21 protein-coding genes are annotated in these 22,488 nt (G+C 41.1%); 9 read left to right on the forward strand and 12 right to left on the reverse strand.

Translation table 11 applies throughout. The annotated features are described in order from the left end of the window. The gene (locus tag SAR02S_RS11555) at window positions 1-1,818 is read right to left on the reverse strand and encodes a putative nucleotidyltransferase substrate binding domain-containing protein (RefSeq protein ID WP_041959862.1); all 1,818 of its coding nucleotides are present in this window, start codon (window positions 1,816-1,818) and stop codon (window positions 1-3) included. A 130-nt stretch (window positions 1,819-1,948) separates the two neighbouring features. Between SAR02S_RS11555 and SAR02S_RS11560 the strand changes: the two genes are divergently transcribed. Beyond that, entirely contained in the window at window positions 1,949-2,203 is a 255-nt protein-coding gene (locus SAR02S_RS11560; protein ID WP_041959863.1) for a hypothetical protein, read from the forward strand. Window positions 2,204-2,277: 74 nt separating this feature from the next. Further along, window positions 2,278-3,183 carry a DMT family transporter gene (locus SAR02S_RS11565; protein WP_052433628.1) on the forward strand — a complete coding sequence of 302 codons (906 nt, stop codon included), beginning with the start codon at window positions 2,278-2,280 and terminating at the stop codon, window positions 3,181-3,183. Window positions 3,184-3,255: 72 nt separating this feature from the next. On the opposite strand, the gene SAR02S_RS11570 is transcribed toward SAR02S_RS11565, so the two are convergent. From SAR02S_RS11570 to SAR02S_RS11585, 4 genes are all read right to left on the reverse strand, one after another. Beyond that, on the reverse strand, window positions 3,256-3,843 hold the full coding sequence (locus tag SAR02S_RS11570) for a LutC/YkgG family protein (protein ID WP_041959864.1): 588 nt from the start codon (window positions 3,841-3,843) through the stop codon (window positions 3,256-3,258). Further along, window positions 3,840-5,213, reverse strand: a complete 1,374-nt coding sequence (locus SAR02S_RS11575) for a lactate utilization protein B (RefSeq protein WP_041959865.1) — start codon at window positions 5,211-5,213, stop codon at window positions 3,840-3,842. The genes SAR02S_RS11570 and SAR02S_RS11575 overlap by 4 nt, the downstream gene beginning before the upstream one ends. After that, entirely contained in the window at window positions 5,210-5,953 is a 744-nt protein-coding gene (locus tag SAR02S_RS11580; RefSeq protein WP_041959867.1) for a (Fe-S)-binding protein, read from the reverse strand. Before SAR02S_RS11580 ends, SAR02S_RS11575 begins: the two co-directional genes overlap by 4 nt. Window positions 5,954-6,159: 206 nt before the next feature. Further along, window positions 6,160-6,786 carry a LysE family translocator gene (locus SAR02S_RS11585; protein WP_041959869.1) on the reverse strand — a complete coding sequence of 209 codons (627 nt, stop codon included), beginning with the start codon at window positions 6,784-6,786 and terminating at the stop codon, window positions 6,160-6,162. Window positions 6,787-7,135: 349 nt separating this feature from the next. Here SAR02S_RS11585 and trhA point away from each other — a divergent pair, with 349 nt between their 5' ends. From trhA to SAR02S_RS11600, 3 genes are all read left to right on the forward strand, one after another. Continuing rightward, a complete protein-coding gene (gene trhA / locus SAR02S_RS11590) occupies window positions 7,136-7,762 on the forward strand; it encodes a PAQR family membrane homeostasis protein TrhA (protein ID WP_198133106.1) in 627 nt (208 codons plus the stop codon). 67 nt (window positions 7,763-7,829) lie between these two features. Then, complete coding sequence (locus SAR02S_RS11595; RefSeq protein ID WP_041959873.1) at window positions 7,830-8,312, forward strand: ferritin family protein; 483 nt, start codon at window positions 7,830-7,832, stop codon at window positions 8,310-8,312. 125 nt (window positions 8,313-8,437) lie between these two features. Beyond that, window positions 8,438-8,950 (forward strand): ferritin-like domain-containing protein, encoded by a 513-nt coding sequence (locus SAR02S_RS11600; RefSeq protein ID WP_041959875.1) that lies wholly within the window; start codon window positions 8,438-8,440, stop codon window positions 8,948-8,950. Between the two features lie 53 nt (window positions 8,951-9,003). On the opposite strand, the gene SAR02S_RS11605 is transcribed toward SAR02S_RS11600, so the two are convergent. The 3 genes from SAR02S_RS11605 to SAR02S_RS11615 all read right to left on the reverse strand — a co-directional run bounded on the left by SAR02S_RS11605 (window position 9,004) and on the right by SAR02S_RS11615 (window position 12,599). Continuing rightward, the gene (locus SAR02S_RS11605; protein ID WP_041959877.1) at window positions 9,004-9,990 is read right to left on the reverse strand and encodes an acyltransferase family protein; all 987 of its coding nucleotides are present in this window, start codon (window positions 9,988-9,990) and stop codon (window positions 9,004-9,006) included. A gap of 10 nt (window positions 9,991-10,000) precedes the next feature. Beyond that, window positions 10,001-10,627, reverse strand: coding sequence for a thiamine phosphate synthase (gene thiE, locus SAR02S_RS11610; RefSeq protein WP_041959879.1), 627 nt, complete (start codon window positions 10,625-10,627; stop codon window positions 10,001-10,003). Window positions 10,628-10,718: 91 nt separating this feature from the next. Then, window positions 10,719-12,599 carry a methyl-accepting chemotaxis protein gene (locus tag SAR02S_RS11615; RefSeq protein ID WP_041959880.1) on the reverse strand — a complete coding sequence of 627 codons (1,881 nt, stop codon included), beginning with the start codon at window positions 12,597-12,599 and terminating at the stop codon, window positions 10,719-10,721. Window positions 12,600-13,960: 1,361 nt separating this feature from the next. On the opposite strand from SAR02S_RS11615, the gene SAR02S_RS13735 reads away from it, so the two are divergent. Beyond that, complete coding sequence (locus tag SAR02S_RS13735; protein ID WP_439645586.1) at window positions 13,961-14,563, forward strand: methyl-accepting chemotaxis protein; 603 nt, start codon at window positions 13,961-13,963, stop codon at window positions 14,561-14,563. Between the two features lie 128 nt (window positions 14,564-14,691). Here SAR02S_RS13735 and SAR02S_RS11625 read toward each other — a convergent pair whose 3' ends face one another. Next, the gene (locus SAR02S_RS11625; RefSeq protein ID WP_041959999.1) at window positions 14,692-15,954 is read right to left on the reverse strand and encodes a serine hydroxymethyltransferase; all 1,263 of its coding nucleotides are present in this window, start codon (window positions 15,952-15,954) and stop codon (window positions 14,692-14,694) included. 148 nt (window positions 15,955-16,102) lie between these two features. Here SAR02S_RS11625 and SAR02S_RS11630 point away from each other — a divergent pair, with 148 nt between their 5' ends. Next, a complete protein-coding gene (locus tag SAR02S_RS11630; protein ID WP_041959884.1) occupies window positions 16,103-16,576 on the forward strand; it encodes a pyridoxamine 5'-phosphate oxidase family protein in 474 nt (157 codons plus the stop codon). Between the two features lie 104 nt (window positions 16,577-16,680). On the opposite strand, the gene SAR02S_RS11635 is transcribed toward SAR02S_RS11630, so the two are convergent. Continuing rightward, complete coding sequence (locus SAR02S_RS11635) at window positions 16,681-18,291, reverse strand: methyl-accepting chemotaxis protein (protein ID WP_041959886.1); 1,611 nt, start codon at window positions 18,289-18,291, stop codon at window positions 16,681-16,683. A gap of 372 nt (window positions 18,292-18,663) precedes the next feature. Between SAR02S_RS11635 and SAR02S_RS11640 the strand changes: the two genes are divergently transcribed. Together SAR02S_RS11640 and SAR02S_RS11645 are read left to right on the forward strand one after the other, a co-directional pair. Beyond that, the gene (locus SAR02S_RS11640) at window positions 18,664-19,041 is read left to right on the forward strand and encodes an ArsR/SmtB family transcription factor (protein ID WP_041959887.1); all 378 of its coding nucleotides are present in this window, start codon (window positions 18,664-18,666) and stop codon (window positions 19,039-19,041) included. Continuing rightward, complete coding sequence (locus SAR02S_RS11645; protein WP_041959888.1) at window positions 19,028-21,007, forward strand: heavy metal translocating P-type ATPase; 1,980 nt, start codon at window positions 19,028-19,030, stop codon at window positions 21,005-21,007. The genes SAR02S_RS11640 and SAR02S_RS11645 overlap by 14 nt, the downstream gene beginning before the upstream one ends. Before the next feature lie 54 nt (window positions 21,008-21,061). Here SAR02S_RS11645 and SAR02S_RS11650 read toward each other — a convergent pair whose 3' ends face one another. After that, window positions 21,062-21,529, reverse strand: a complete 468-nt coding sequence (locus SAR02S_RS11650; protein WP_041959889.1) for a threonine/serine exporter family protein — start codon at window positions 21,527-21,529, stop codon at window positions 21,062-21,064. Then, window positions 21,529-22,323, reverse strand: a complete 795-nt coding sequence (locus SAR02S_RS11655; RefSeq protein ID WP_041959890.1) for a threonine/serine exporter family protein — start codon at window positions 22,321-22,323, stop codon at window positions 21,529-21,531. The genes SAR02S_RS11650 and SAR02S_RS11655 overlap by 1 nt, the downstream gene beginning before the upstream one ends. Window positions 22,324-22,488: the final 165 nt, after the last annotated feature.

Raw genomic sequence — 22,488 nt, forward strand, 5'->3', positions numbered from 1 at the left:
TTAGCTGACCATCGAGAGTTTAAAATGGTGCGTCAAAAACTTCTTAAATTTATTGACGATTTTAAAGCTGTCTTTGAGCAGTTCTAGCTCTAATTGGTTGAGATTTTCGATGTTCACAAAGTTATCTAACCCTTTCTCTTCACCTCGCCCCAAACGCTCTTTAAGACGCAAATTTAAGAGTGTATCGAGTGCCTCGGTGAGAGCACCCGCAAAATCACTGTCGATGACATCGAGCTTTGCTAGTTTTTTGATACGTGTCACCGTATCGGTTGGCTCAATTTTATGTTCCAACGCAAGGGCACGAACCCCTTGGACAATGGGGAAGATGCCCCCTTTTTTAACATCGATTTTATTGTTCTCGGAAATGAGGGTTGTAAAGATGCCGATGGGTGTTTCAAATGCCGTTGCAGCTTTGGCAAAGTTTGCTAAAAAAGGACTCTGCTCTTCCACATGCTCAAACACTTCTTCTTTGAGATGACGCAACATCGACGCATCGCCTGCTACAGGGATGGCATCAAAAAAGATCGCAAGGTTCATGACATCTTCCATCGTAGGTGCATCAAACCAGCGTACGATCTCCTTATGGTAGGCACTCCAATGTTTGCACCAATACGGATTGGAGACCATGATGTTTCCCTCACAGCGCGGAAATCCAAAGTCGATGAGCGTTTCTGTGAAGCGCTGCATGTAAGGTATATAAAGGCTTGCATCCATACTATCATCGATGATGAGAGCATTGTCTTGGTCGGTTTTCAGGAGTTGCTCTTTACGCCCTTCACTGCCCATTACGATCAAACAGGCTTTTTTGGCAAGTGCCTCTGGCACAATCATGCCATAGAGTTTTTCATAGATCTTCTCGTTAATCTCAGAGATAAGCTTCGCAATATAATCAACCTTCGTGCCTTTTACATGTAACTTTTTCACAATGTTGATAAGATCACTGCTGGCTTGTTTCAACTCTTCGATGGTTGTTGCTTTGCGGATCTGAACGGCAACCAAATAGGTGTGATTGGCAAAGTAACTGAGTAGGTCGAGTTGCTCTAAAATGCCGATGATCTCTCCATCGCGTGTGACGATAAGACGTTTGATAGAGTGTTTTGTAAAAGCCAGCAATGCGTTAAAAAGGTAGTCATCGGCTTCGATGGTAATGATGGGGTGAAGTGCTATAGGGCCGATCGCGGCATGTTTATCATACTCCTCAAAAAGTACATGCTTGCGCACAATACTATCGGTGACGATGCCATACTCATACCCGTCGCCATTGCGCACGATGATGCAGTTGCTTTTTTTCGCCTCCATCTGGCGCAGTGCTTCCATAATGGAGCACTCTTTTTCCACAATGGTCGGCTGATGCAAGTAGCTATCTTGCACGCGCGCCATCATAAAACCTGAAAGCTCGGTGGTGTACTCTTTGGCTTTAGCGGATTGAATTTTATTGGCAAGGTCTTGAATAAAATAAGCCTTAAATGAGGCATTGCTGTCGAGTAATGCTAAAAAATCCTCTTTTTTAAGCTCGTAGCAAATGAGTTCTTCTAAAACTTTAAAGCTGCTCTCGCTTTTGGAGTAAATGAGCGCGTCCGCATCAAACGAGTTGGATTTGCTATAAACTTTAAGAAGCTCCTCTTCATGAAACTCCCCTACTTCACCTTTGATGATGATGTAGAGAAACTCAGAAGGCGAAGAAGCGGAGAAAAGGACTGTCTCTTTTTTATAGTAGGCGATATTCATCGCACCGATGGCTTTACTTATCTCGGTTTTGGAAAGCAGTTGAAACGGATGAATGGAGCGTAAAAACGCCTCAAGATCGTACATACTCATGCAAAGCCTTTTTTCTGTAATAGCTAGATTGTAACGTGGAAGATTGAAAGAAGTTCTTACATGTAAATGTTAGTGTAAAAGATAAGCCAAGAATGTGGCATAATTGCACACAAAAAATAAGGAAATAGACTTGCATCCAACGATTGAAACTTTTTTAGCGAATATTACCGCCCTTCACCAATTAGAACCTAAAAATCTTCCCAGTGATGTTTTACATGTAATGGTTTCCATGAGTCCTGAAGAGCTTTTTAAAACCTGCACACAGCTTTCTGTCCTCTTAAACAATGTACCGAGTCAAACTACACCCATTACCCTTGCTGAAGGTGAAATTACTCGCTTGGCGGAAGAGTATTTAAAAGGGATTGTAAAGCGTTTGCGTGGATAAATGCTTTGAGTGTTTTCCACTGGTTTTAGCAAACTAAGGGTACAATGGCGCACAATTTTTCATAAAGAGATCCCGTGAAGCAACAACGTATTGATTTGATTGGTATTTTATTTTTATTGACCGCTATGTTGACATGGGCGAGCTCGTTTATAGCCTTTAAAGCTGCTCTTGGTCCGCTTGGACCTATGAGTTTGATGTTTGGTCGTATGCTCATTGCAAGCCTCTGTTTTGTCTATTTTATCAACGGGTTTCGCAAACTTGAATTTACCAAAAAAGATGTCAAATACATTCTTCTGCTCACTTTTTTTGAGCCATGCCTTTACTTTGTTTTTGAAGCCAAAGCACTGCAACTCACCACCGCTTCGCAAGCAGGTATGATTACTTCTATGATGCCTCTTATGACCGCCATAGCAGCGAGTTTTGTGCTTAAAGAGTACCTAAGCAAACGTGTGGTCATAGGCTCGGCATTAGCCGTAGCAGGAGCTGTTTGGCTCAGTCTTGGAGCGCAAAGCAGTGAGCATGCAAGTAACCCTCTTTTAGGCAATTTCCTAGAATTTTGTGCGATGGTCTGCGGTACGTGGTATGCCATCTCCGTGCGATACCTGAGCCAAAGGTTTTCAGCACTCTTTCTCACTGCTATTCAAGCATTCATTGGCACGATCTTCTTTGCACCACTTGCTCTGTGGGAGTATGTGACACTTCCGATGAGTATCACATGGGAAGTATTTAGCTGGATGTGTTATCTGGGGATTGTCGTTACGCTTGGAGGGTATGGCATGTTCAACCTCGCCCTGAGCCGCATCGAAGCGAGTCGAGCTTCCGTGTTTGTCAACCTCATTCCTGTTTTTACGGTTTTGTTGGCATACCTTCTTTTAGGTGAAGTGTTGACACAAACCGAAATGATGGCAAGCTTTGTGATTTTTGGGGGAATTATTATCTCTCAACTGCCTAGATTTAGAGCGAAAGAGAAGTTAACGTAGACTTTACATGTAAAGATAAAATCGATCTATTTAAATACGCTCTGAGGCTTATATCCTCAGAGCGCATCCGAACTAAATGAACACCACACACGCCTCAGTTGCGCCATGCGCACCGATAACCAAAGACTGTTCAATGTCCGCTGTTTTTGATGGTCCACTGATGAAAAGACCAAAGATGTCTTTGTCACCAAAGCGTACTCTCGTGTAAGCTTCGTGCATGCTGTGGACGATCTCACCTTTGGGAACAATGATCATTAACTTTTGAGCGATGAAGTAAAGTGCACGATGCCTTGCATCGGCCTCTTTAACCCATACGGCACCGTTTTCTGCCACGGCAAATTCACCTTTAATGATCGCCAAATCCACATCTTTAAGCGTATGCGGATCGTCTGTTGCATTCAGTTCTTTGGTGTTTACATGTAAATCTTCTACGGTTGAAACGATGACGGTTGCATCTTTGTAATGCTCTTTAATGTACGCTTCCACGGCTTGTTTATTTTCCAAATGAACCGCATTTCCACCCACACTAGATAGCGTTGTCGCAAATTTTGCATCCAAATCCTCATAGGTCGTATGAAGAATATTCACCTCTGGCAAAGCGTTTTCACTTCGAGGTTTGCCTTCTTTGATTGCTTTTAAAATGGCTTCGCGTGAACTCATTTAATACCCTTTTTCGCTTTGTAAAGTTCTTTAAAACTGTTTTTTGGGAATGGTGGTAACTCTCTATTTTTACCCCACAGATTGAATTTAGAATAAACAAGAAAACGCGGTAAAATAGGCACCATTTTACGCGCCATAAATCCTGCAAAGTCCATGAGTTTTGGACGACACATAAGCCATGTCGCCATCTTCAGCGCATTGTGTTTAACAGGGCTTAAATACCCCGCATCCACCACATCTTGGCGCTTTAAGTAGAGCTGATCTGCCAAATCTACCTTAACAGGGCAAACGTTAGAACATGAAAAACAGAGCGAGCAGGCAAACGGCAAACTGTAGTATTTTTTAAGATCACGACTAGGCGCAAGTGTAGAGCCAATCGGGCCAGGAATGACATACCCGTAACTATACCCACCACTTCTTCGGTAAATCGGACATGTGTTCAAACACGCGCCACAACGAATACACTGAAGTGATTTGACGTAACGTTTATCGGCAAGAATTTTGGATCGCCCGTTATCCACGATGACAACATGCATCTCGCCACCTTCTACGGCTCCATGATAATGTGAAGTGTACGTTGTAACAGGCTGACCTGTCGCACTGCGCGCAAGTAAACGTGTAAAGACACTTAGGTCTTTAAGGCGAGGAATGATCTTCTCAATGCCCATACACGCAATATGAAGCTTTGGCAAACTTGCACCCAAGTCGGCATTTCCCTCATTGGTACACACGACAATGCCACCTGTTTCAGCAATGGCAAAGTTAACTCCCGTCATAGCAGCATCCGCACCCACAAATTTTTCACGCAAATGCGCACGTGCGGCACGTGTCAAGTATGTTGGGTCGGAGTTGCCTTTTTCAGTTTTTAAGAACTTCTCAAAAGTGGTACCAACATCCTCTTTTTTAAGGTGGATTGCTGGAAGAACGATGTGAGAAGGTGGTTCGTTACGGAGTTGAACAATGCGTTCACCGAGATCAGTATCGACCACTTCGATGCCATTTTTTTCAAGGTAAGGGTTGAGATGGCACTCTTCGGTGAGCATGGATTTGCTCTTAACGATCATTTTCACATTTTTAGCGCGTAAAATGTCTAAGACAATTTGATTGTGTTCTTTCGCATCTTTTGCCCAATGCACATGAATACCACGTTTTAAAGCATTTTGCTCGAAGATTTCAAGGTATTCATCAAGATTACTAAGTGTGTGCGATTTGATTTTATCGGCGGTGTTACGAAGCTCTTCCCACTCGTCCAAACTTTTCGCTTGTGTGTCACGCTTCACACGCACGAACCAGAGCGCTTTATCATGCCATTTCATGCGCTCTACGTTACTGGCAAATTTATCGGCAAGTTCTGGGTGGTTATGGCTCATTTGACATCTCCTGCTAAAATTTGGGCGATATAAATGGTTTTTAGAGGCATCTTTTCGCGATCAATCACGCCTTGCATATGCATCAAACACGACATGTCCACACCGGTGATGTACTCGCTTCCAGCATCAAGATGATCTTGCAAGCGTGCTCGTCCCATCGCCACACTCATCGCCTCTTCAGTGATGGCAAATGTTCCACCAAAACCACAGCACTCATCTTTGCGAGTAAGTTCTGAGTAGCTAATGCCTTCGACTTTATCGAGTAAATTTTTGATTTTTGAAAATTCGGGTACATTCTTCTCACTCATACTTGCCATGCCAAGTTCTCGGTGAGCATGACAGCTGTTGTGGATACCCACTTTGTGATGAAAGGTAGCATTCATAGAAGTTGGTTTGATGACATCGTGCAGAAATTCGATCAGTTCAAAGGTATGGCTTCGCATACGCTCAAACCCCTCACGCCCCTCTAAAAACTGAGCATAATTATGACGTATCATACTGACACAGCTTCCACTGGGTGCTACGATGTAGTCATAGTTCTTGAAGATTTTAAAGAAGCGCTCGGCTAGAACGGCTGTCTCTTTGGCGCAACCTGTGTTGGCTTGTGCTTGTCCGCAACATGTTTGTTCCAGCGGATACTCCACATCTAACCCCAAATTCTCCAGCACTTTAAGCGTTGCCATGGAGGCTTCAGGGTATAACTCGTTCATAAAACAGGGGATAAAAAGACCTATTTTCATATATACTCCGTTACCATAATTTTTACATTTGACTTCTTTTCGTAAGCTATGCAAGAAATCTACTGTATCGTAACAACTATGTCACACAAACGTATGATATTTTCTATGAGCCTAATATATTTTGTAAAATGATTTCAATAAGTAACACTCCCGCAAAGAGAGCGAGAATAACAGCTAAGAGTTGTCCTTTTTTCATCGTGTTCCCATCATCGAGATGTTAAAGCTAATTTGATAGCTAACGCTGCAAAGACAGTACCTGCAACGCGATTGAGGATCTTCTCACCATTTTTAGTTTTGCTAAACCAGCTTCCTACACGACCTGCAAGCAGTGCGATAACCGTAAAAACCACAAAGGCACAGAGCATAAAAAGCGCACCCAGCGTAAAAATTTGCCCTGTTACATTGCCCACTTCGGGGTTCGTAAATTGTGGCAGAAACGCTAAGAAAAAGATGGAGACTTTGGGGTTAGTGATGTTCATGAAAATACCACGTTTATAGAGTGCTTTGAGACTTAGTGGGCTTTTATCGGACTCTAGTTTACTCTTACTGGCATCTTTAAATGCCATAAAAGCAAGGTATAAAAGGTATGCAGCGCCCACAAATTTGAGAATCGAAAATGCAAAAATGGATGTTTGAAATATCACGGCAACACCAAGAGCTACGGCAGTGGTGTGAAAAACCAGTCCGCTGCAAAGTCCCAATGCTATGACAATGCCTGAGCGGCTTCCTTTCGTCATTGACTGTGTGAGTACAAAGAGTATGTCTGGTCCTGGGGCAAGTGCTAACAAGGTTGAAGCAGTCACAAACATCACAATGGTTTGAAGCTCAAGCATTACAATCTCCTTTTACATGTAAATATTTAAGATGATAAATTGTACCGCCAAATGGCTTAGACTATGACTTCAAAAATTAAAAAAACTTTTTCATACATATCTTTTCTCTACCTTATTTTAGAAACGGTCCATTTTAGAAACGATATTAAAAAAATCGCAGTATAATAAACTCGGTTTCTCACCATAAATTCATTTTACAAAAACTGATAGCACCAAAGGTGCTTGGGCATTTTGCCGAAGGAAACCTAGTGTTAACGTAGTCTTTAAAGCTTTGCTTGAAAGACATGCAAAGGGTTCTTTCAGAACTCTATAGAAAGGAGACACCATCGAAACAACAACTTCTTACTCTTTGATTGAAGAGACTTGGCATAGTATTACACACGGTATTGGACTTTTATTGAGTGTGAGCGCATTGACATTATTGTGCGTTTTTGCAGGACAAAGTGGTGATGGAGCCAAAATTGCCAGCGCGCTTGTTTTTGGACTTTCATTGATCGTCATGTATGGCGCTTCGACACTTTACCATGCCATTCGCATTCCTAATATCAAAGCCATTTTACGCCAATTTGACCATTGTGCCATTTACATTTTGATAGCAGGAACGTATACACCCATATCCCTTTTAGCGATTCAAGGAACTGTGGGATGGATACTTTTTGGTATTGCATGGGCGATTGCAGCTTTTGGTATTTCACTCAAGATTTTTTACCCACAACGTTTTCATAAACTCTCTTTGAGCTTATATGCACTGATGGGATGGATGGTGATTTTTGCAGTAGAGCCTCTACTCGAAAATCTAACGCTTTTACCGTTATGCTTACTTTTAGCAGGAGGCGTTACGTACACAGTGGGTATCATCTTTTATGTTTGGAAAAGCCTTGCATACAGCCATACCATCTGGCATTTTTTTGTATTGGGTGGATCTACATTTCATTTCTTTGTCGTTTTAATGCTTATTTTAGATACTTCGATATGATTCGTTTCAAGAGATTTACCGTCAAATTTTTATACAATATCTTCATTAAGCTACAACAAGGGATGCTATGAATATCTACGAATACGCGATGCAACTAGAACTTGATGGGGAGCGCTACTATCGCGAACTTGCCGAAAAGATAGAAGATAAGGGCCTCAAAAATATTTTTGTGATGTTAGCAGAAGAAGAGGTCAAACACTTTATTATTTTTGAAAAAATGAATAAACAACAATCGTTTGTTGCACAACATCCAACCAATTTAATGAAAAACACGCTCTCATCGTTTCGTAGAATGCGTGAAGAAAATCCGAATTTTTATTTTTCACAACAGTATGTTGACTCTTTCAAAAGCGCACTTCGTACCGAACAAAACAGCTATCAATTTTACCTTGAAAAAGGAAATATGCTCGAAGAAGGCGAACAGAAAGAGGCATTTTTACGTATAGCGGAAGAAGAGAAGGAACATATGATTTTACTTCAAAATCTTCTCACATTTGTCATGGATCCACATCAATGGATCGAAAGTCATGAACTCAAAATGCCTTTGTAATCTTTTAGAGACATTAGTGAGTCATAAAGTAATTAAGCTTGATTCTTTATCAGATTTTTATCATAGATTTCCTATAAAATTGATAGAGATTTATCCTATCTAAAAATCAAAACAAGGGGCGTGCGATGAATGTCTACGAATACGCGATGAAAGTCGAAAAAGATGGAGAGCATTACTACCGAGAACTTGCAACAAAAACCAATGATGCAGGGGTAAAGTCAATTTTGACAATGTTGGCCGACGAAGAGGTAAAGCACTACGCTTTGTTTGAGAAAATGAACAAAAACCAGATCATTCCGACACAACCCAGTGTTGATATTTTCAAACACACTAAAAACATGTTTGAGAAAATGCAAAAAGAGAATAAAAGTCCAAGTTTTAGCCAAGATCAAATAGAGTTTTACAAAAGCGCTCTGCTCTCTGAAGAAAATAGCTACAAATTTTACACCGAAAAAGCACTGATGCTTGAAGAAGGAGAACAAAAGAAGGCATTTTTACGCATTGCAGAAGAAGAGAGAGCGCATTATGTTCTCTTGGAAAATTTGGTTGAGTATATCTCTGCACCTGAGAGTTGGGTAGAGAGTGCTGAATTTAACCATCTTAGCACTAAATTTGTACAAAAAACAGCATTGTTATAATCTTCAATAGACCTTGCGAAAGAGATGCTCTGTGACATCTCTTTCGTACTTTCTTAGATCAATTTATCAAATCCTATCTTTTTCTTAAAGCTCTCAATCCCCACGGAAATGACCAAACAAATACCTAAAAGCACCGCAAAAATCAACAGAGGATTTTTAAAGCTATAGATAAACGTTGGAAAATAGTAATAATAAATAAAGGTATGAAATAAAAAGATATTAAACGAATGCGCGCCTACAAACTCTAATGCCCTCTTTGCCCACGAAGAGAAAACAATGAGCTCCGTTGTCCAAAGAATGAGTAAAATCCCAAAAAAAGCATCGGCTCTTATGCTGTCAAAAAGCCAGCCATTTTGCCTATACCACGCTGCAAATGCCGTAAAAATCGCCAGCGTTAAAAAACGCCATTTACCTTGTTTGTCAAACCAGATGAGCATTTTAACAAAGCCATCTTTGAACGAAAGATAAACACCCACAGCAAACGGGAAAATCCAGTCATTGACCAATGGAATCGGAACAAATAAGAGCAAAGCAGCCAAGGCTAAAAACCAAAGATGAAATTTTTTCGTCAACGTATAAACAAAAGGGAAGATCGCGTACAACACGATGACAAGGCTCATAAACCACCATGTCGCGTTATAACCATAACTCACCCACGTAAACATATGAAGCCCTAGCATCTGAATGACGAAACCTTGAAAAACATGCTCACCGTAAACACTTGAAAGCGTTCTTCCCATAAACCATGCCCCGATGGGCACAAAAATAAGCGCGATTAGCCAGTAGTTCATGTACAGTTTCAGTAAACGTCGTTTGTAAAAAGCCCCTACGTCAAGCCCTCTTTTCTTCACAGACTCTGCCAAACCATAACCGCTTAACACCACGTAAATGCCCACACACACTTTAGCTAAAAGCGCTGTTTGAAAAACAAACAAACCCTCTTCAGGCTTCTCATAGAAAAGGTGGTGCCACAAGATGAGCATCAGCGCCATTCCTTTACTCGCATTGGTGATGGAGACATCAAACTTTTCTAAAACCATGCCCGCTCCTCTAAATTTTTGCGTACAATTTTTCTAAGTTCTCCTCGATAGCATCGTCTTTATACACTGCACTTATCAGCGAATACATTGCAATGTCATAGCGCGAAAGCAACTCTATATTTTCCTCATTAATGCCACCAATCGCACAAATAGGAACATTCAATTTTTCTTTTGCCACTTTAAGCACTTCAGGATCTACCACTTTGGCATGGGGTTTGGTTGGGGAAGGAAAAAATGAACCAAAAGCGACATAGTCTGCGCCTAAACTAGCATACTTTTGCGCGCGCTCAATGTTACCGTAACAGGAAACTCCGATGATTTTATCTTCGCCTAAAAGTGCGCGTGCTTCTTCGTAACTCACATCATCTTCGCCTACATGTAAACCATCAGCATTGATTCTATAAGCGATCTCTAAACGATCATCAATAATAAATACCGCTTCATACACATCGCACAAGGCTTGAAGCCTAATGCACTGCTTCTCAGCCTCTTCATCTGTGGCATATTTATCGCGGTACTGAATGACATTGACACCAGATTTTAAAACACGTTCTACTTGTTCAAGCATACTCTCTGTGGGAGTTAGTGTTGCGTCAGTGAGGACATAAAGTCCTTTGAGGAGTTCTTTGTTTAGCATGGACACTCTCTATTTTTTTTAACAAAGATTGTACAGACTCAAAGCTTAAATTGCCCACGTAGTGACACACGACGTGGGCAAAGAGAATCGTTTACGACTTAAACTTGCCAAGCTCGTTGTTGAGATTTTCAGTCATAACATGTAAATGTTCACTGGCTTGAGAAACATTGTCGATGCTTCCCACATTCTCTTTAGAGATCACATTGATCTTTTCGATTTCATCCACGATCTTTTTGATTTTAGACGCTGTATCAATAAAGTCATTAACCGTATGGTGTGATTCATCAATGGTTTTATGAATGATGTTTGCGACATTATTCATACCATCTTGCAGTTCTATTGAAATAGATGCAAGGGCATTGACTTCTTGTGCATTTGCAGTAATGTCTGTATTGGCATCCATAATAGATTGAACAACGACATTGATGGTTGCATCAATCTCTACCAAGCTCTTTTGCGTTCGTTCAGCAAGTTTACGTACTTCATCGGCAACAACCGCAAAGCCTCGTCCATGTTCACCTGCACGTGCCGCTTCAATCGCAGCATTAAGGGCAAGAAGGTTTGTTTGATCAGCAATATCACGAATGATATTGAGGACATCTTTCACTTCATTAGCATTATGACTGACGGTATTCAGACGTTCTGCTAAACCTTGCTCTTTGGCTGCGGTTGCTTGCATGGTGTGTTCAAGTTGTTCTACTTTAGTTTTAACATCTGAAATGTCTTGTTGGGTATCACTGAGTGCTTTTTGAGAGTCTTTAGCTTTTACAACAGAGCATTCAATGGATTTGACTAATGCAATACCTTCTTCTTTGGTATTTTCAACAATTTTAGATTCTGTATCCACATTTCTTACAACTTCAGATGCTGTTCGTGAGAGTTCTTCTGAGATAGAAGCATTTTCATTACTAATCGTTTTAGACTTTTTCACAATCTCATGGAGTTTTTCAATGAACTTGTTAATGTTACGAGAAACTTGTGCAAATTCATCATTGGCAGTAGCTTGAAGTCTTTGTCTAAGATCACCTTCTGCACTTGAGAGTTCTTTGACTACATCATTGAGGTGATCAAGCGGGCGTAGAAGGGCTTTTATCAAGATGATCATGATTCCGATTGAGAGGATTAGCATGATGAAACCAACGATCATGAGCTCTTTAATTTGGGCACTTAGGAAACTGTAAGCAACCTCTTTATCAAACGTAATGCTTGGTGTCCAACCTGTTTCAATCGAAACTTTAAAGGCAAAAATCTTTGCATCACCGTTGTAGGTATACTCGATCAAGCCATCTTTTTTTCCATCAAGTTTTTTGGTCAGTTCAGGCAATATTGAAGGTAACTCTTTTCCCAACAAATCTTTATTTGGATGTGCGATAATCACTTGTTTTGTGTCAAACAATACGCCATAACCGCCGTTGAAATTAACATCGGCTGTTGCTTTGACTAATGTATCCAGCGCTATATCCATAACCACTGCACCCAAGAATGTACCATTTTTAAAGATAGGCGCCATAAATGAGACAATCAGTTTGTTCGTTGTTGCATCGACGTACGCGTCGGTTACGCCGACTTTGCCAGAAGCTTTTACGGTTTTATACCATCCTCTAATGCGCGGGTCATACCCAGCAGGTAAAGGTGTACCCGTACCTGTGATCGCTTTTCCTGTTTCTAAACCCACCGTTGTATCAAAGCCACCCAGTGTTTTTGTCGTTTCTTGAAGTCTTGCGCGAATATCCGCTTCGTCCATTGTAGAAATATCCGTTAATGTCCTAGCAGAACTGTCCATCCCACTTTTCTTACCTGCCGCCCAAACATCGATATAATCGGTCAATGCACGTGACGCCATCTTCAAACTAGCTTCAATTTGAACCACACTGTTCTTTTTCGTATCCATATAGCTTATTGCACTAAAGATACTCAAACTTAAAAACATTAGCACTGAAATAGTCAAGATGATTTTGGCTTTAAATGACATACATGCTCCTTACAAAGGTTAATTTCAATTCAAATTATACCCCCTGTTACGTTACAATGGCGTTACAAAAATGCTTAAAATTCAACCTATGGTAATAATTTCGCAATAACTTTTATTTACACTTCTCCTTAACTTTCGTTATGGAGTCTTTTATGCCTCAAACTTTGATCAGCTATCTTAAACAACTCTCAATTGCTCATCGCTTTTATCTTGGATTTTTAACCATTTTTGTCTCTTTTTTAGTCATGGGTGTTATTTACAGTATGAGTTTCTTTCACAACCAACGTTTTTTTGACGAGCAGATTATGCAGTCGCAAACCCTTAAAACCAATCTTGAAGAGACCACGAATGTTAACGCCAAAACCATTTTAGACTTTTCATCACTTGAAACGCAAGCCAAAGAGGTAGGTCAACTCTACAATGACCTCTCAACACTTCGCAATATTCGCAATGACCTCACAACACTAAACTTCAAACCATCCCAGCAACGCAAACTGGAACGCTTGATGGATGACCTCATAGCATGGCAAAACACCACCGCAGGGCAACATCCTTTCATTGCACCTTATGCTGGTCAATTTACCATTTTAGCGCAGCTTATGCGAACCAATCCTAACGAAGATGCGGTACGAGACATTGCCTTGGTTATTGAAGATATTACAGGAAAGGTCATTGAAGAAGCACTTGCATTTAATGAAAAAACGCAACAGGCAATGGCAGGTGTAAAAACCAATCTTACGCATCTCAATGCCAATCTGACACGTGATACCAAGGAACTTGAAAAAAGTAACCAAGCCTTAGTCGCACTTCACGATGCCAACCATACGTATACTTTTTATCTTGCCATCGCTTCACTCCTATTTATAGTAACATTGCTCTTTTTATTATTAGCGATTCGCCTCATCGTCATTGAAACGATCAAAATGCGTGACTACTTACAAACCGTCATCGAAGATGCCAACCATATAGACTTTCGACAAAAGATTAAAACCGTTGCGGAAAACAGAGATGAGTTAGATGGTATCGCACGCGTGATTAGCTCTGTCTTTAACAATGTCGAGCAAACCATCATTCGTATCTCGGACATCGGATACAATGCCCATAATTCAGCGCAAAGCTTGCAAAAAACCTCTCAAACACTGCTTGGAACCATTCACGCGCAAGAGAGTAGCATCGAAATTATGCGTCGCCCCATCGCAACACTCAAACAAACACTGAGTGAATCAGAAGGTGTGAGCGAGCAAACCAGAGACGTGCTTCAACAAAACATGGGCGTTATGGGGCATTTTATGAAAGATTTGGAAGCGCTTCATAACGATGTACAAGAGAGTAAAAAAGAGCAAAATGCTGTGAATGTCCAAATGTTTGAACTTACCAAACAAGTGGATGAGATGAAAAATGTCTTTAACCTCATCGACGAGATCGCCGAACAAACAAATCTTCTAGCCCTCAATGCTGCGATTGAAGCGGCGCGTGCAGGAGAACACGGGCGAGGATTTGCCGTCGTGGCTGATGAAGTGCGTAAACTTGCCGAACGCACCCAAGAGAGTTTAGGAAACATTGATGTTATCGTCAAACACATCATCGAAGGGGTTGGAAGCAACACCAAAAGGCTCAATCATGTGGGCATTTTGATGGAAGATACCAGCAAACGCATGGCATCTTTAGGAAAGATCGCAACGAGCACGCAACAAGAGATCACCCATTCACTCGATGTTGCGAATCAAGCCGTTAGCCTCTCACATTCAGTATCACACAATGTCAACACACTCATAACCCAAATGCAAGAGACCTTGGCGCTGAGCGTCACCAACCGTGGCAATGGGCAAGCTGTTTCCAGTGTGGCTGAAGAGCTGTTTGAGATTTCCCATACACTCACCAAACTCCTCTCCAAGTTTTTACACCACGAGAGCGCTACCCTAACGCTTGAAGAGAAAAAAGAACGGCTTAAACTCGCCGCTTAAATCTTTACATGTAAAGAATTCTCTCTATGTTTTGGGATCACGCCCACTTACACTTTAAGCATTTGGATAAAATGGTATTTGCTCACGCTGATACCGTTGGCTATAACATCAATGGAGCGCTTCTTCATTTAATACGTTGCGCAACCGTACACTTGGAAGTTTTGCAAAAGAGCCACCAACTCTTTTTTAATCTTTACATGTAACGCTAAATTATCTCTATTTTTCAAAACATCACAAATGCGATGCGCGATCAACTCAAACTCTTTTTCTTTCATACCCAGTGTCGTTAATGCAGCAGAACCGATGCGGATACCTGAGGTCAATTTTGCACTTCTTGTATCGCCTGGAACACTGTTTTTATTGACCGTTATACCCGCATTTTCTAAAGCAATACTCGCCTCTTCACCTGAAAAATCCTTGTTCAGTAGTGATACCAAAATCAAATGGTTATCGGTTCCACCACTGACCAAATCAAAACCTCGCTCAAGCAAGACTTCGCCCAAAACGCTTGCATTACGTTTGACTTGCTTGGCGTAATCTTTCCACTCTGGCTTTAATACTTCACCAAACGCCACCGCTTTTGCTGCAATGACATGCAACAGTGGACCGCCTTGGATTCCTGGGAAAATGGCAGCATTTATCTTTTTTGCAAACGCTTCATCGTTTGTCATAATAACACCACCCCTAGGACCGCGCAATGTTTTATGGGTTGTCGAAGTGACGATATGCGCATGCGGAAAAGGACTCATATGCTCACCCGCGGCGACAAGACCGGCAACGTGCGCGATGTCAGCAAATAAAATCGCACCAACCGCGTCTGCAATCTCTCGAAACTTGGCAAAATCAAGCTCACGCGCATACGCCGAAGCACCGCATACGATCATTTTAGGTTTGACAATCTTCGCTATCTCCATTACCTTGGCATGATCAATATAACCATTTGCATCGACACCGTAACTAAACGATTGATAGTTCTTACCCGAAAAACTCACTTTCGCACCGTGCGTTAAGTGACCACCTTGCTGTAAATCCATACCCAATAATTTATCATTTGCGTTTAAAAGTGCCGCATAAACCGCGCCATTGGCTTGGCTACCCGAATGGGGTTGCACATTGGCATAGTTGCATCCAAAAATCTCACAGAGTCTGTCAATCGCAAGTTGCTCGACCTCATCGGCACATTCACAACCGTTGTAATACCGCTTTTGTGGGTAACCTTCAGCGTATTTGTTGGTAAAAATACTTCCTGTTGCTTCCATAACAGCACGTGATGTGAAATTCTCACTCGCGATCATCTCAAGATGCGTGGCTTGTCTGTCAAACTCATTGTGAAGAATACGAAAAACAGCATCGTCTGCTGTGGATAAACGATCATTGTTGATAAAACTCATCTGATCTCCTTTTGGGTTGATGAGAGACAGTTTAGCCATAAATGTTCTTTCACTCAATCCAAAAATTGCTAACTTGTTTTCATCAGAGCAATTTTTGGATTGTTGTATTTTTACAATTCCAATACAATGACACAAAAAAGGAGGATGTATGAGACATAGAACAAAAACGCATCTGCTATCATTGGAGCAGATAAAAGCTTTATTTGAAAGCGCAAAAGTTGGCAGACTCGGCTGTGTAAAACAAAACGGTTATCCTTACGTTGTACCCATGCATTTTGTATATTTAAATCATAAAATATATATGCACGGATTACCCAAAGGGCAAAAAATCGACATTCTAAAATCAAATCCAAAAGTATGTTTTGAGATTGATGAAATGATCTCATTGCTCGATAAAGATGTTGAAAACCCTTGTGATGTTAATACAGAATTTAACAGCATTATTCTCCAAGGAGAGGCAACAATAGTGGATAATTTTGACGAAAAGAAAGAGGCTTTATCTAAAATAGTGGAAAAATTCACTCCGCATTTAATGCATAAAGAACTGCCAGAAAATATGATTAACGGAACAGCTGTTATTAGAATTGATATAGAAGAATTCGTCGGAAGATATTATTTATAAGAGGGCTAAACTTTTAATTTTTCCCGATCTTCTCTTTACATGTAAAAAAGTTCTAAAATCAATTTGACCTATTACATACCATAGTAACAGGTCAAATCTCTATTTTAAGATTTAAATTGCCCCAATTTATGATTGAGATTTTCAGCGAGTTTTGAGAGATGATCGGCAGCACTGGCTATTTCTTCTACACTTCTGGCATTTTCACTGGTGATACTATTAATATTGGTCACAAGATCAACAATTTTATCCGTATCATTCACAATTTTATTGGAGTTCTTAGCGCTCATCGTCACGGACTCTATACTCTCTTGCATAACGGAAGTTGTATGGGTAATGGTATCTCCCACATTGATTGAAATAGATGCCAAATGTCTAATATTTTGAGCATTTTTACTCATTTGCTCAGAAGAATTAACGATGGATTGGACGATGACATTAATCGTTGCATTAATCTCAGTCAAAGAGGTTTGTGTTCGTTCTGCTAGTTTTCGCACTTCATCAGCCACGACAGCAAATCCACGCCCATGTTCACCTGCACGTGCAGCTTCAATAGCAGCATTAAGAGCAAGTAGGTTTGTTTGATCGGCTATATCAGAAATAACGGTTAGAATTTGCTTCACTTGTTCAGCATCTTTACTCATCTGTTCTAACTGCTGTGCAAGAGCTGTTTCGGATTCACTGGCAAGTTCAACTTCATTTTTGAGTATCATCACTTCATTCTTTGCAAATTCTAGCTTCTCTCCAGCCACGCCAATACTTTTTTTCATTGATTCGGAAAGTAAATCTGTTTCTTGAACAAACCTTTTGATGGAGACTATCTCTTCAATGGTATTATTGACAATGACCGTACTATGCTCTGCATTACGACCTATTTGCATACTGGTCGTGCTTAGCTCATGCGATACGGAAGCATTTTCGTTGGATGAGTGTTTAACATCATCAATAATGGCTTCTAAGGTACTGACTAAGCTATTGAAACTCCGAACAATCTCTTCAATCTCATTTTTCTTACCGTACTTAATGCGGAACTTCAACTCTTTGTTTTGGACAAAGCCTGCAATACTATCTCGAATGAGTGAAACACCTTGCATAATGTTGTTTCGTATTGCAATTCCAAGACCAATAACACATACCACAATAAGAGATGACAACATAATCAAAATAGTCATTGCTCTACTTTTTACAATAAGTGCATCTTCCGCATCTTTACTAGCCAATTGTTTAATGTAATCCATATGATCATTAATTACGTCTGTTAGGTCCATGATACTCTTGTCGTTCTGCTCCATAAGTTCTAGCGCTTCATCTTGCTTGCTTTCAAGTCCAAGCTGGTACAGTTTGTCAACAAGTATTGCAAATTGAGCAAACATTGTTTTTTCTTTTGTATACATTTCTCGGTCTTTTGGATCTGAAATAAATAATTCGTATTGTTTGAAACTTTCTTCCACATTCGATTTGTAACTAAGAGAACGCTCTCTAATTCTTTTGATTTCCTCTTTATTTTGGAGAGCAACAAATTTCCATGAAGCAATTCGGAACCGATAAAAATTATCTTGTAGGTCTATCAAGATATGCGTACTAGGTAATATCGTAACATTACATGTATTTGTTTTTTCGTACACCGCTTCCATTTTTTGTATGGCAATCGTAAAAATGCCAACAAGCCCAAAAATGGCGATGGCTAGCATTGTTAATAATTGTTTTGAAATACTCATTAACTTATCTCCCTTTTAATTACTTTATTGGTAACACTGGCAATCTACAGAATAAGGAATCTTACACCATATTACTTTTTCTTGGCATATTATCACTATAATGTTACTTATATATTACCTTGCATGCTTTATTAGAAAAGAGATATTACATAAAGTTTATAGCATGGAAATAGCTTTTACTTCGAAGAAAACAAAAGAGTATGAATATTAAACTTTTCACTTTTGCTCTCTCTACCTTCCTCTCTTTTTTTCTTTACATGTAAAACTTTTTTGAGATGTCCTATCAATTTAAGCCATTTCTAACTTGAGTTGCAATAACATATGAGCAATTGTTCATATGAACATTTATAAAGATACATCAAAGGATTTAAGATGGGCGATGAATTTTGCAGTTGCAACACGCTTCATGAAAATATCATAGAAATTGTCAAACAAAAGATGCCCCAAGAGGAGAAGCTTTACGACCTTGCCGAACTCTTTAAAGTCTTTGGCGACACCACACGTGTAAAGATCATCTCGGCACTTTTTGAAGCGGAGATGTGTGTCTGCGACATTGCAGAGCTTTTAAGCATGACACAATCTGCCATCTCTCACCAACTTCGCGTCCTGCGTCAAGCAAGACTTGTCAAACACCGCAAAGAGGGAAAAGTCGTCTTTTATTCACTTGATGACGAACACATCAAAACCATCTTTAACCAAGGCTTAGAACATATATTAGAACCACGAGGATACGACAATGCAATTTCATGACAAAGTACCCCAAGTGTGCTCCACGACAACGGATAGCTGTTGTTCAAGGTGTAAACCCATCGAAACCCATTCACACGACCATGACCACCATCACGAAGGGTTTGATGACACAAGCTTAAAAGAGATGCTCAAATCGTGGCATTTCATCACGTTCTGCATTGGTGCGGTGCTGTTTATCTCCGCTGTTTTGATGGACGAAAGCAACCCACTTATGTTTTGGACCTATCTGATTAGCTTTTTCTTAGTCGGTGGCGAAATTCTTTACATGGCAGTCACTAACCTTTTTAAAGGTCATGTTTTCGATGAGAACTTTTTGATGGGACTTGCCACGGTAGGTGCGTTTAGCATCGGTCAATACCCTGAAGGTGTTGCGGTTATGCTCTTCTTCCGCGTCGGTGAATTTTTCCAAGACTTAGCCGTTGCTCGTTCACGCAAATCCATCACCAAATTGATGGACATACGCCCTGACTTTGCCAATTTACAAACCGATGAGGGTGAGCAAAAAGTAGCCCCGAATGACGTGAATTTGGGCAGTCGCATCATCGTTAAGCCAGGTGAAAAAATTCCACTCGATGGCATCATCTTAGAGGGTCGCTCTACGCTAGATACTTCGGCTCTTACCGGTGAATCTTTGCCAAAAGAGGTTTCAGTGGGCAGTGAAGTTCTCTCTGGCACTATCAATAAAACAGGCGTTATCATCGTCGAGACAACCAAGCTTTTCGCTGAGTCTACCGTCTCAAAAATCTTAGACCTTGTGCAAAATGCCAGCGCTAAAAAAGCAAAAACAGAGCAATTCATCACGCAGTTTGCCAAATACTATACGCCACTGGTCGTGATCTCCGCCGCCCTGCTCGCTTTTGTGCCACCGCTTCTTATGCAAGACGCGCTTTTAAGTGACTGGTTTAGACGCTCCCTTGTTTTCTTGGTCGTTTCATGCCCTTGCGCGCTGGTCGTTTCCATTCCGCTTAGTTTTTTTGGTGGTATTGGCGGAGCTTCTAAAAACGGCATTTTAGTTAAAGGCGGAAACTTCCTTGAAGCCCTCAATGGTGTTGATACCGTCGTTCTGGACAAAACAGGAACCCTTACCAAAGGCATTTTTAGTGTCACTTCCATCAAAACACTCAACGGGCATAGTGAAGCCGATGTTTTGCGTCTTGCGGCGTTAGCTGAAATGCACTCAAACCATCCCATCGCCCTTTCGATCAAGCGTGCTTACACAGAACCTTTGGAAGCCGTTGTAAGCGACTATGAAGAGCTTGCAGGCTATGGTGTCAAAGCGATCATCGACGGTAAAACCATTCTTGCGGGCAATGACAAACTCCTCCTTGAGCAAGGCATCGCGCATGAACCACTTAACACACCTGATACGGTTGTTTATGTCGTCATTGAAGGTGTTTTAGCTGGGTATCTCACCATCGCCGATGAGCCAAAAGAGGACAGTAAACGAGCTATTTTAGCCCTTCAAGCACTGGGTATTAAAGATATTGTGATGCTTACGGGTGACAATAAAGCTGCCGCTAAAAAGGTGGCAAAAGAGCTAGGCATTACTCATGTTGAGGCGGAGCTTTTACCACACCAAAAAGTCGAAAAACTCGAAGAAATTATGGCACGAAAAAGTGGCAAAGGTAAAACCGTTTTTGTAGGCGATGGCATCAATGACGCACCTGTACTAGCACGTGCAGACATCGGCATCGCGATGGGTGGTGTGGGCTCTGATGCTGCCATTGAAGCGGCAGATGTGGTCATTATGACCGATGAGATCAGCAAAGTTGCCACAGCCCTTAAAATCGCTCAAAAAACCCATGCCATCGTTTGGCAAAACATCGTCTTTGCACTGGGTGTTAAAGGGATTATTTTGATCATGGGAGCAATGGGAATTGCCACGATGTGGGAAGCTGTTTTTGGCGATGTTGGCGTTGCGTTGATCGCTGTTTTAAATGCCACACGCGTTCTAACTCATAAATAAAATATCACAAAACGCTCTTCGCAATGAGGAGCGTTTTGCTTTACATGTAAAGCACTAAATGATAGGCTGTTTACGCTTGGTGTAATACATAGAAGGCAAAACCAAACCAAAAGCAATGGCAAATAAAATACTAATCGCATGTAATCCATTTTGAATAAAGCTTGAAAGCAGGGCATCCGTGACCCCAACCGTATTCATCGTTACAAGGCTAATCATCATCTCATAAGCATACGTACCGGGAATCATCGGGATGATGGAGGGAACCGTGTAAACGGGTCTAGGCATCACGTAACGACGTGACCAAAAAACACCGATAATCCCAATAGCCGTTGTGGCAATAAACGTTGCAAGCTCAATGGAGAGATTATTGAACAGCAGCACTTCTCGGAAACCATACGTCACTGCACCACCCACAGCACACAAAGGTAGCGTTGAGCGCGGAACATTGAAAATCATTCCAAACCCGACAGCAGGAATTGCCGCCCACACGGAATTAAGTAAAAGTGTAAACCATGCCATCATTACCATCCTTTTATATCCAAAAGCCCCATGGCGAGCATGATCCCAAGAGAAGACATAAGGGTCAATAACGTCGCTTGTGTCCAACGCCCCCACCCCATGCTGATATACCCTTTAAAGGCATCAAGCATCGAGTTGATATACGGAAAACCCGGAACGAGGAGTAGAACACTGGAAGAGAGAACAACGCGCCCAGAGGAGCTTAACCCATGATAAAAAGAGAGACTGGCGATTATAGTACACACAAACGCGGTAAACGCAAAGACGATCAGCAAAGAGTAATTACGACTTGAGAGTGCCCTGCGTACCATCATACCCACAGAGGCTGCTAAAAAAGTAATCCAAAAACCCGGCCAATCCGCACCTTGTAAATGGCTAAAAGCTGCACACGAAAGCCCAATCATGGGAACAATCAACCAACTAGGATAAGGGTTTGCGTGAATGTTTGCAAGTGAACGCTCAACCATCATAATGTCACGAGGGTTTTGTTCCGCAGCAATGCAAATAGTAACGATTTGATGCACAATAGACATATTGATCGGCTGTTCATGCGCGCGTCTTGTGGTCGTGACCGAAGAATCGCCAATGAGTGTCGTTAAAACAATGGCGGAGGGAATCAGAGAAATTTCAATGGAAGTACACCCAAGCGCCACACCCAAACGAGACGATAACTGCTCGATCAAACGGCTTTCGGCTCCATATTCAAGGAGCATGACAGCAACGCGGACAACAATAGTAGTAATTCTGGTTTGTTCTTCCTTTGAGATCGTGGGAAATCCTTTTGATATTCTATGCATGAATCATAGTCTAAATAAGTTGAAACTTAAGAGATAAATTGCCTTTTATTTCATCATTTTAGTTTTAGCTTTACATGTAAAATATTTTGAGCGTGAAAAAGTTTACATGTAAAAGCTTTCTTTTTAAACATCGTACATAATCTTCCTTTCGCTACAATATCACAA

It is taken from the genome of Sulfurospirillum arsenophilum NBRC 109478 (assembly GCF_000813345.1).
GTDB classification, from domain to species: Bacteria; Campylobacterota; Campylobacteria; order Campylobacterales; family Sulfurospirillaceae; genus Sulfurospirillum; species Sulfurospirillum arsenophilum.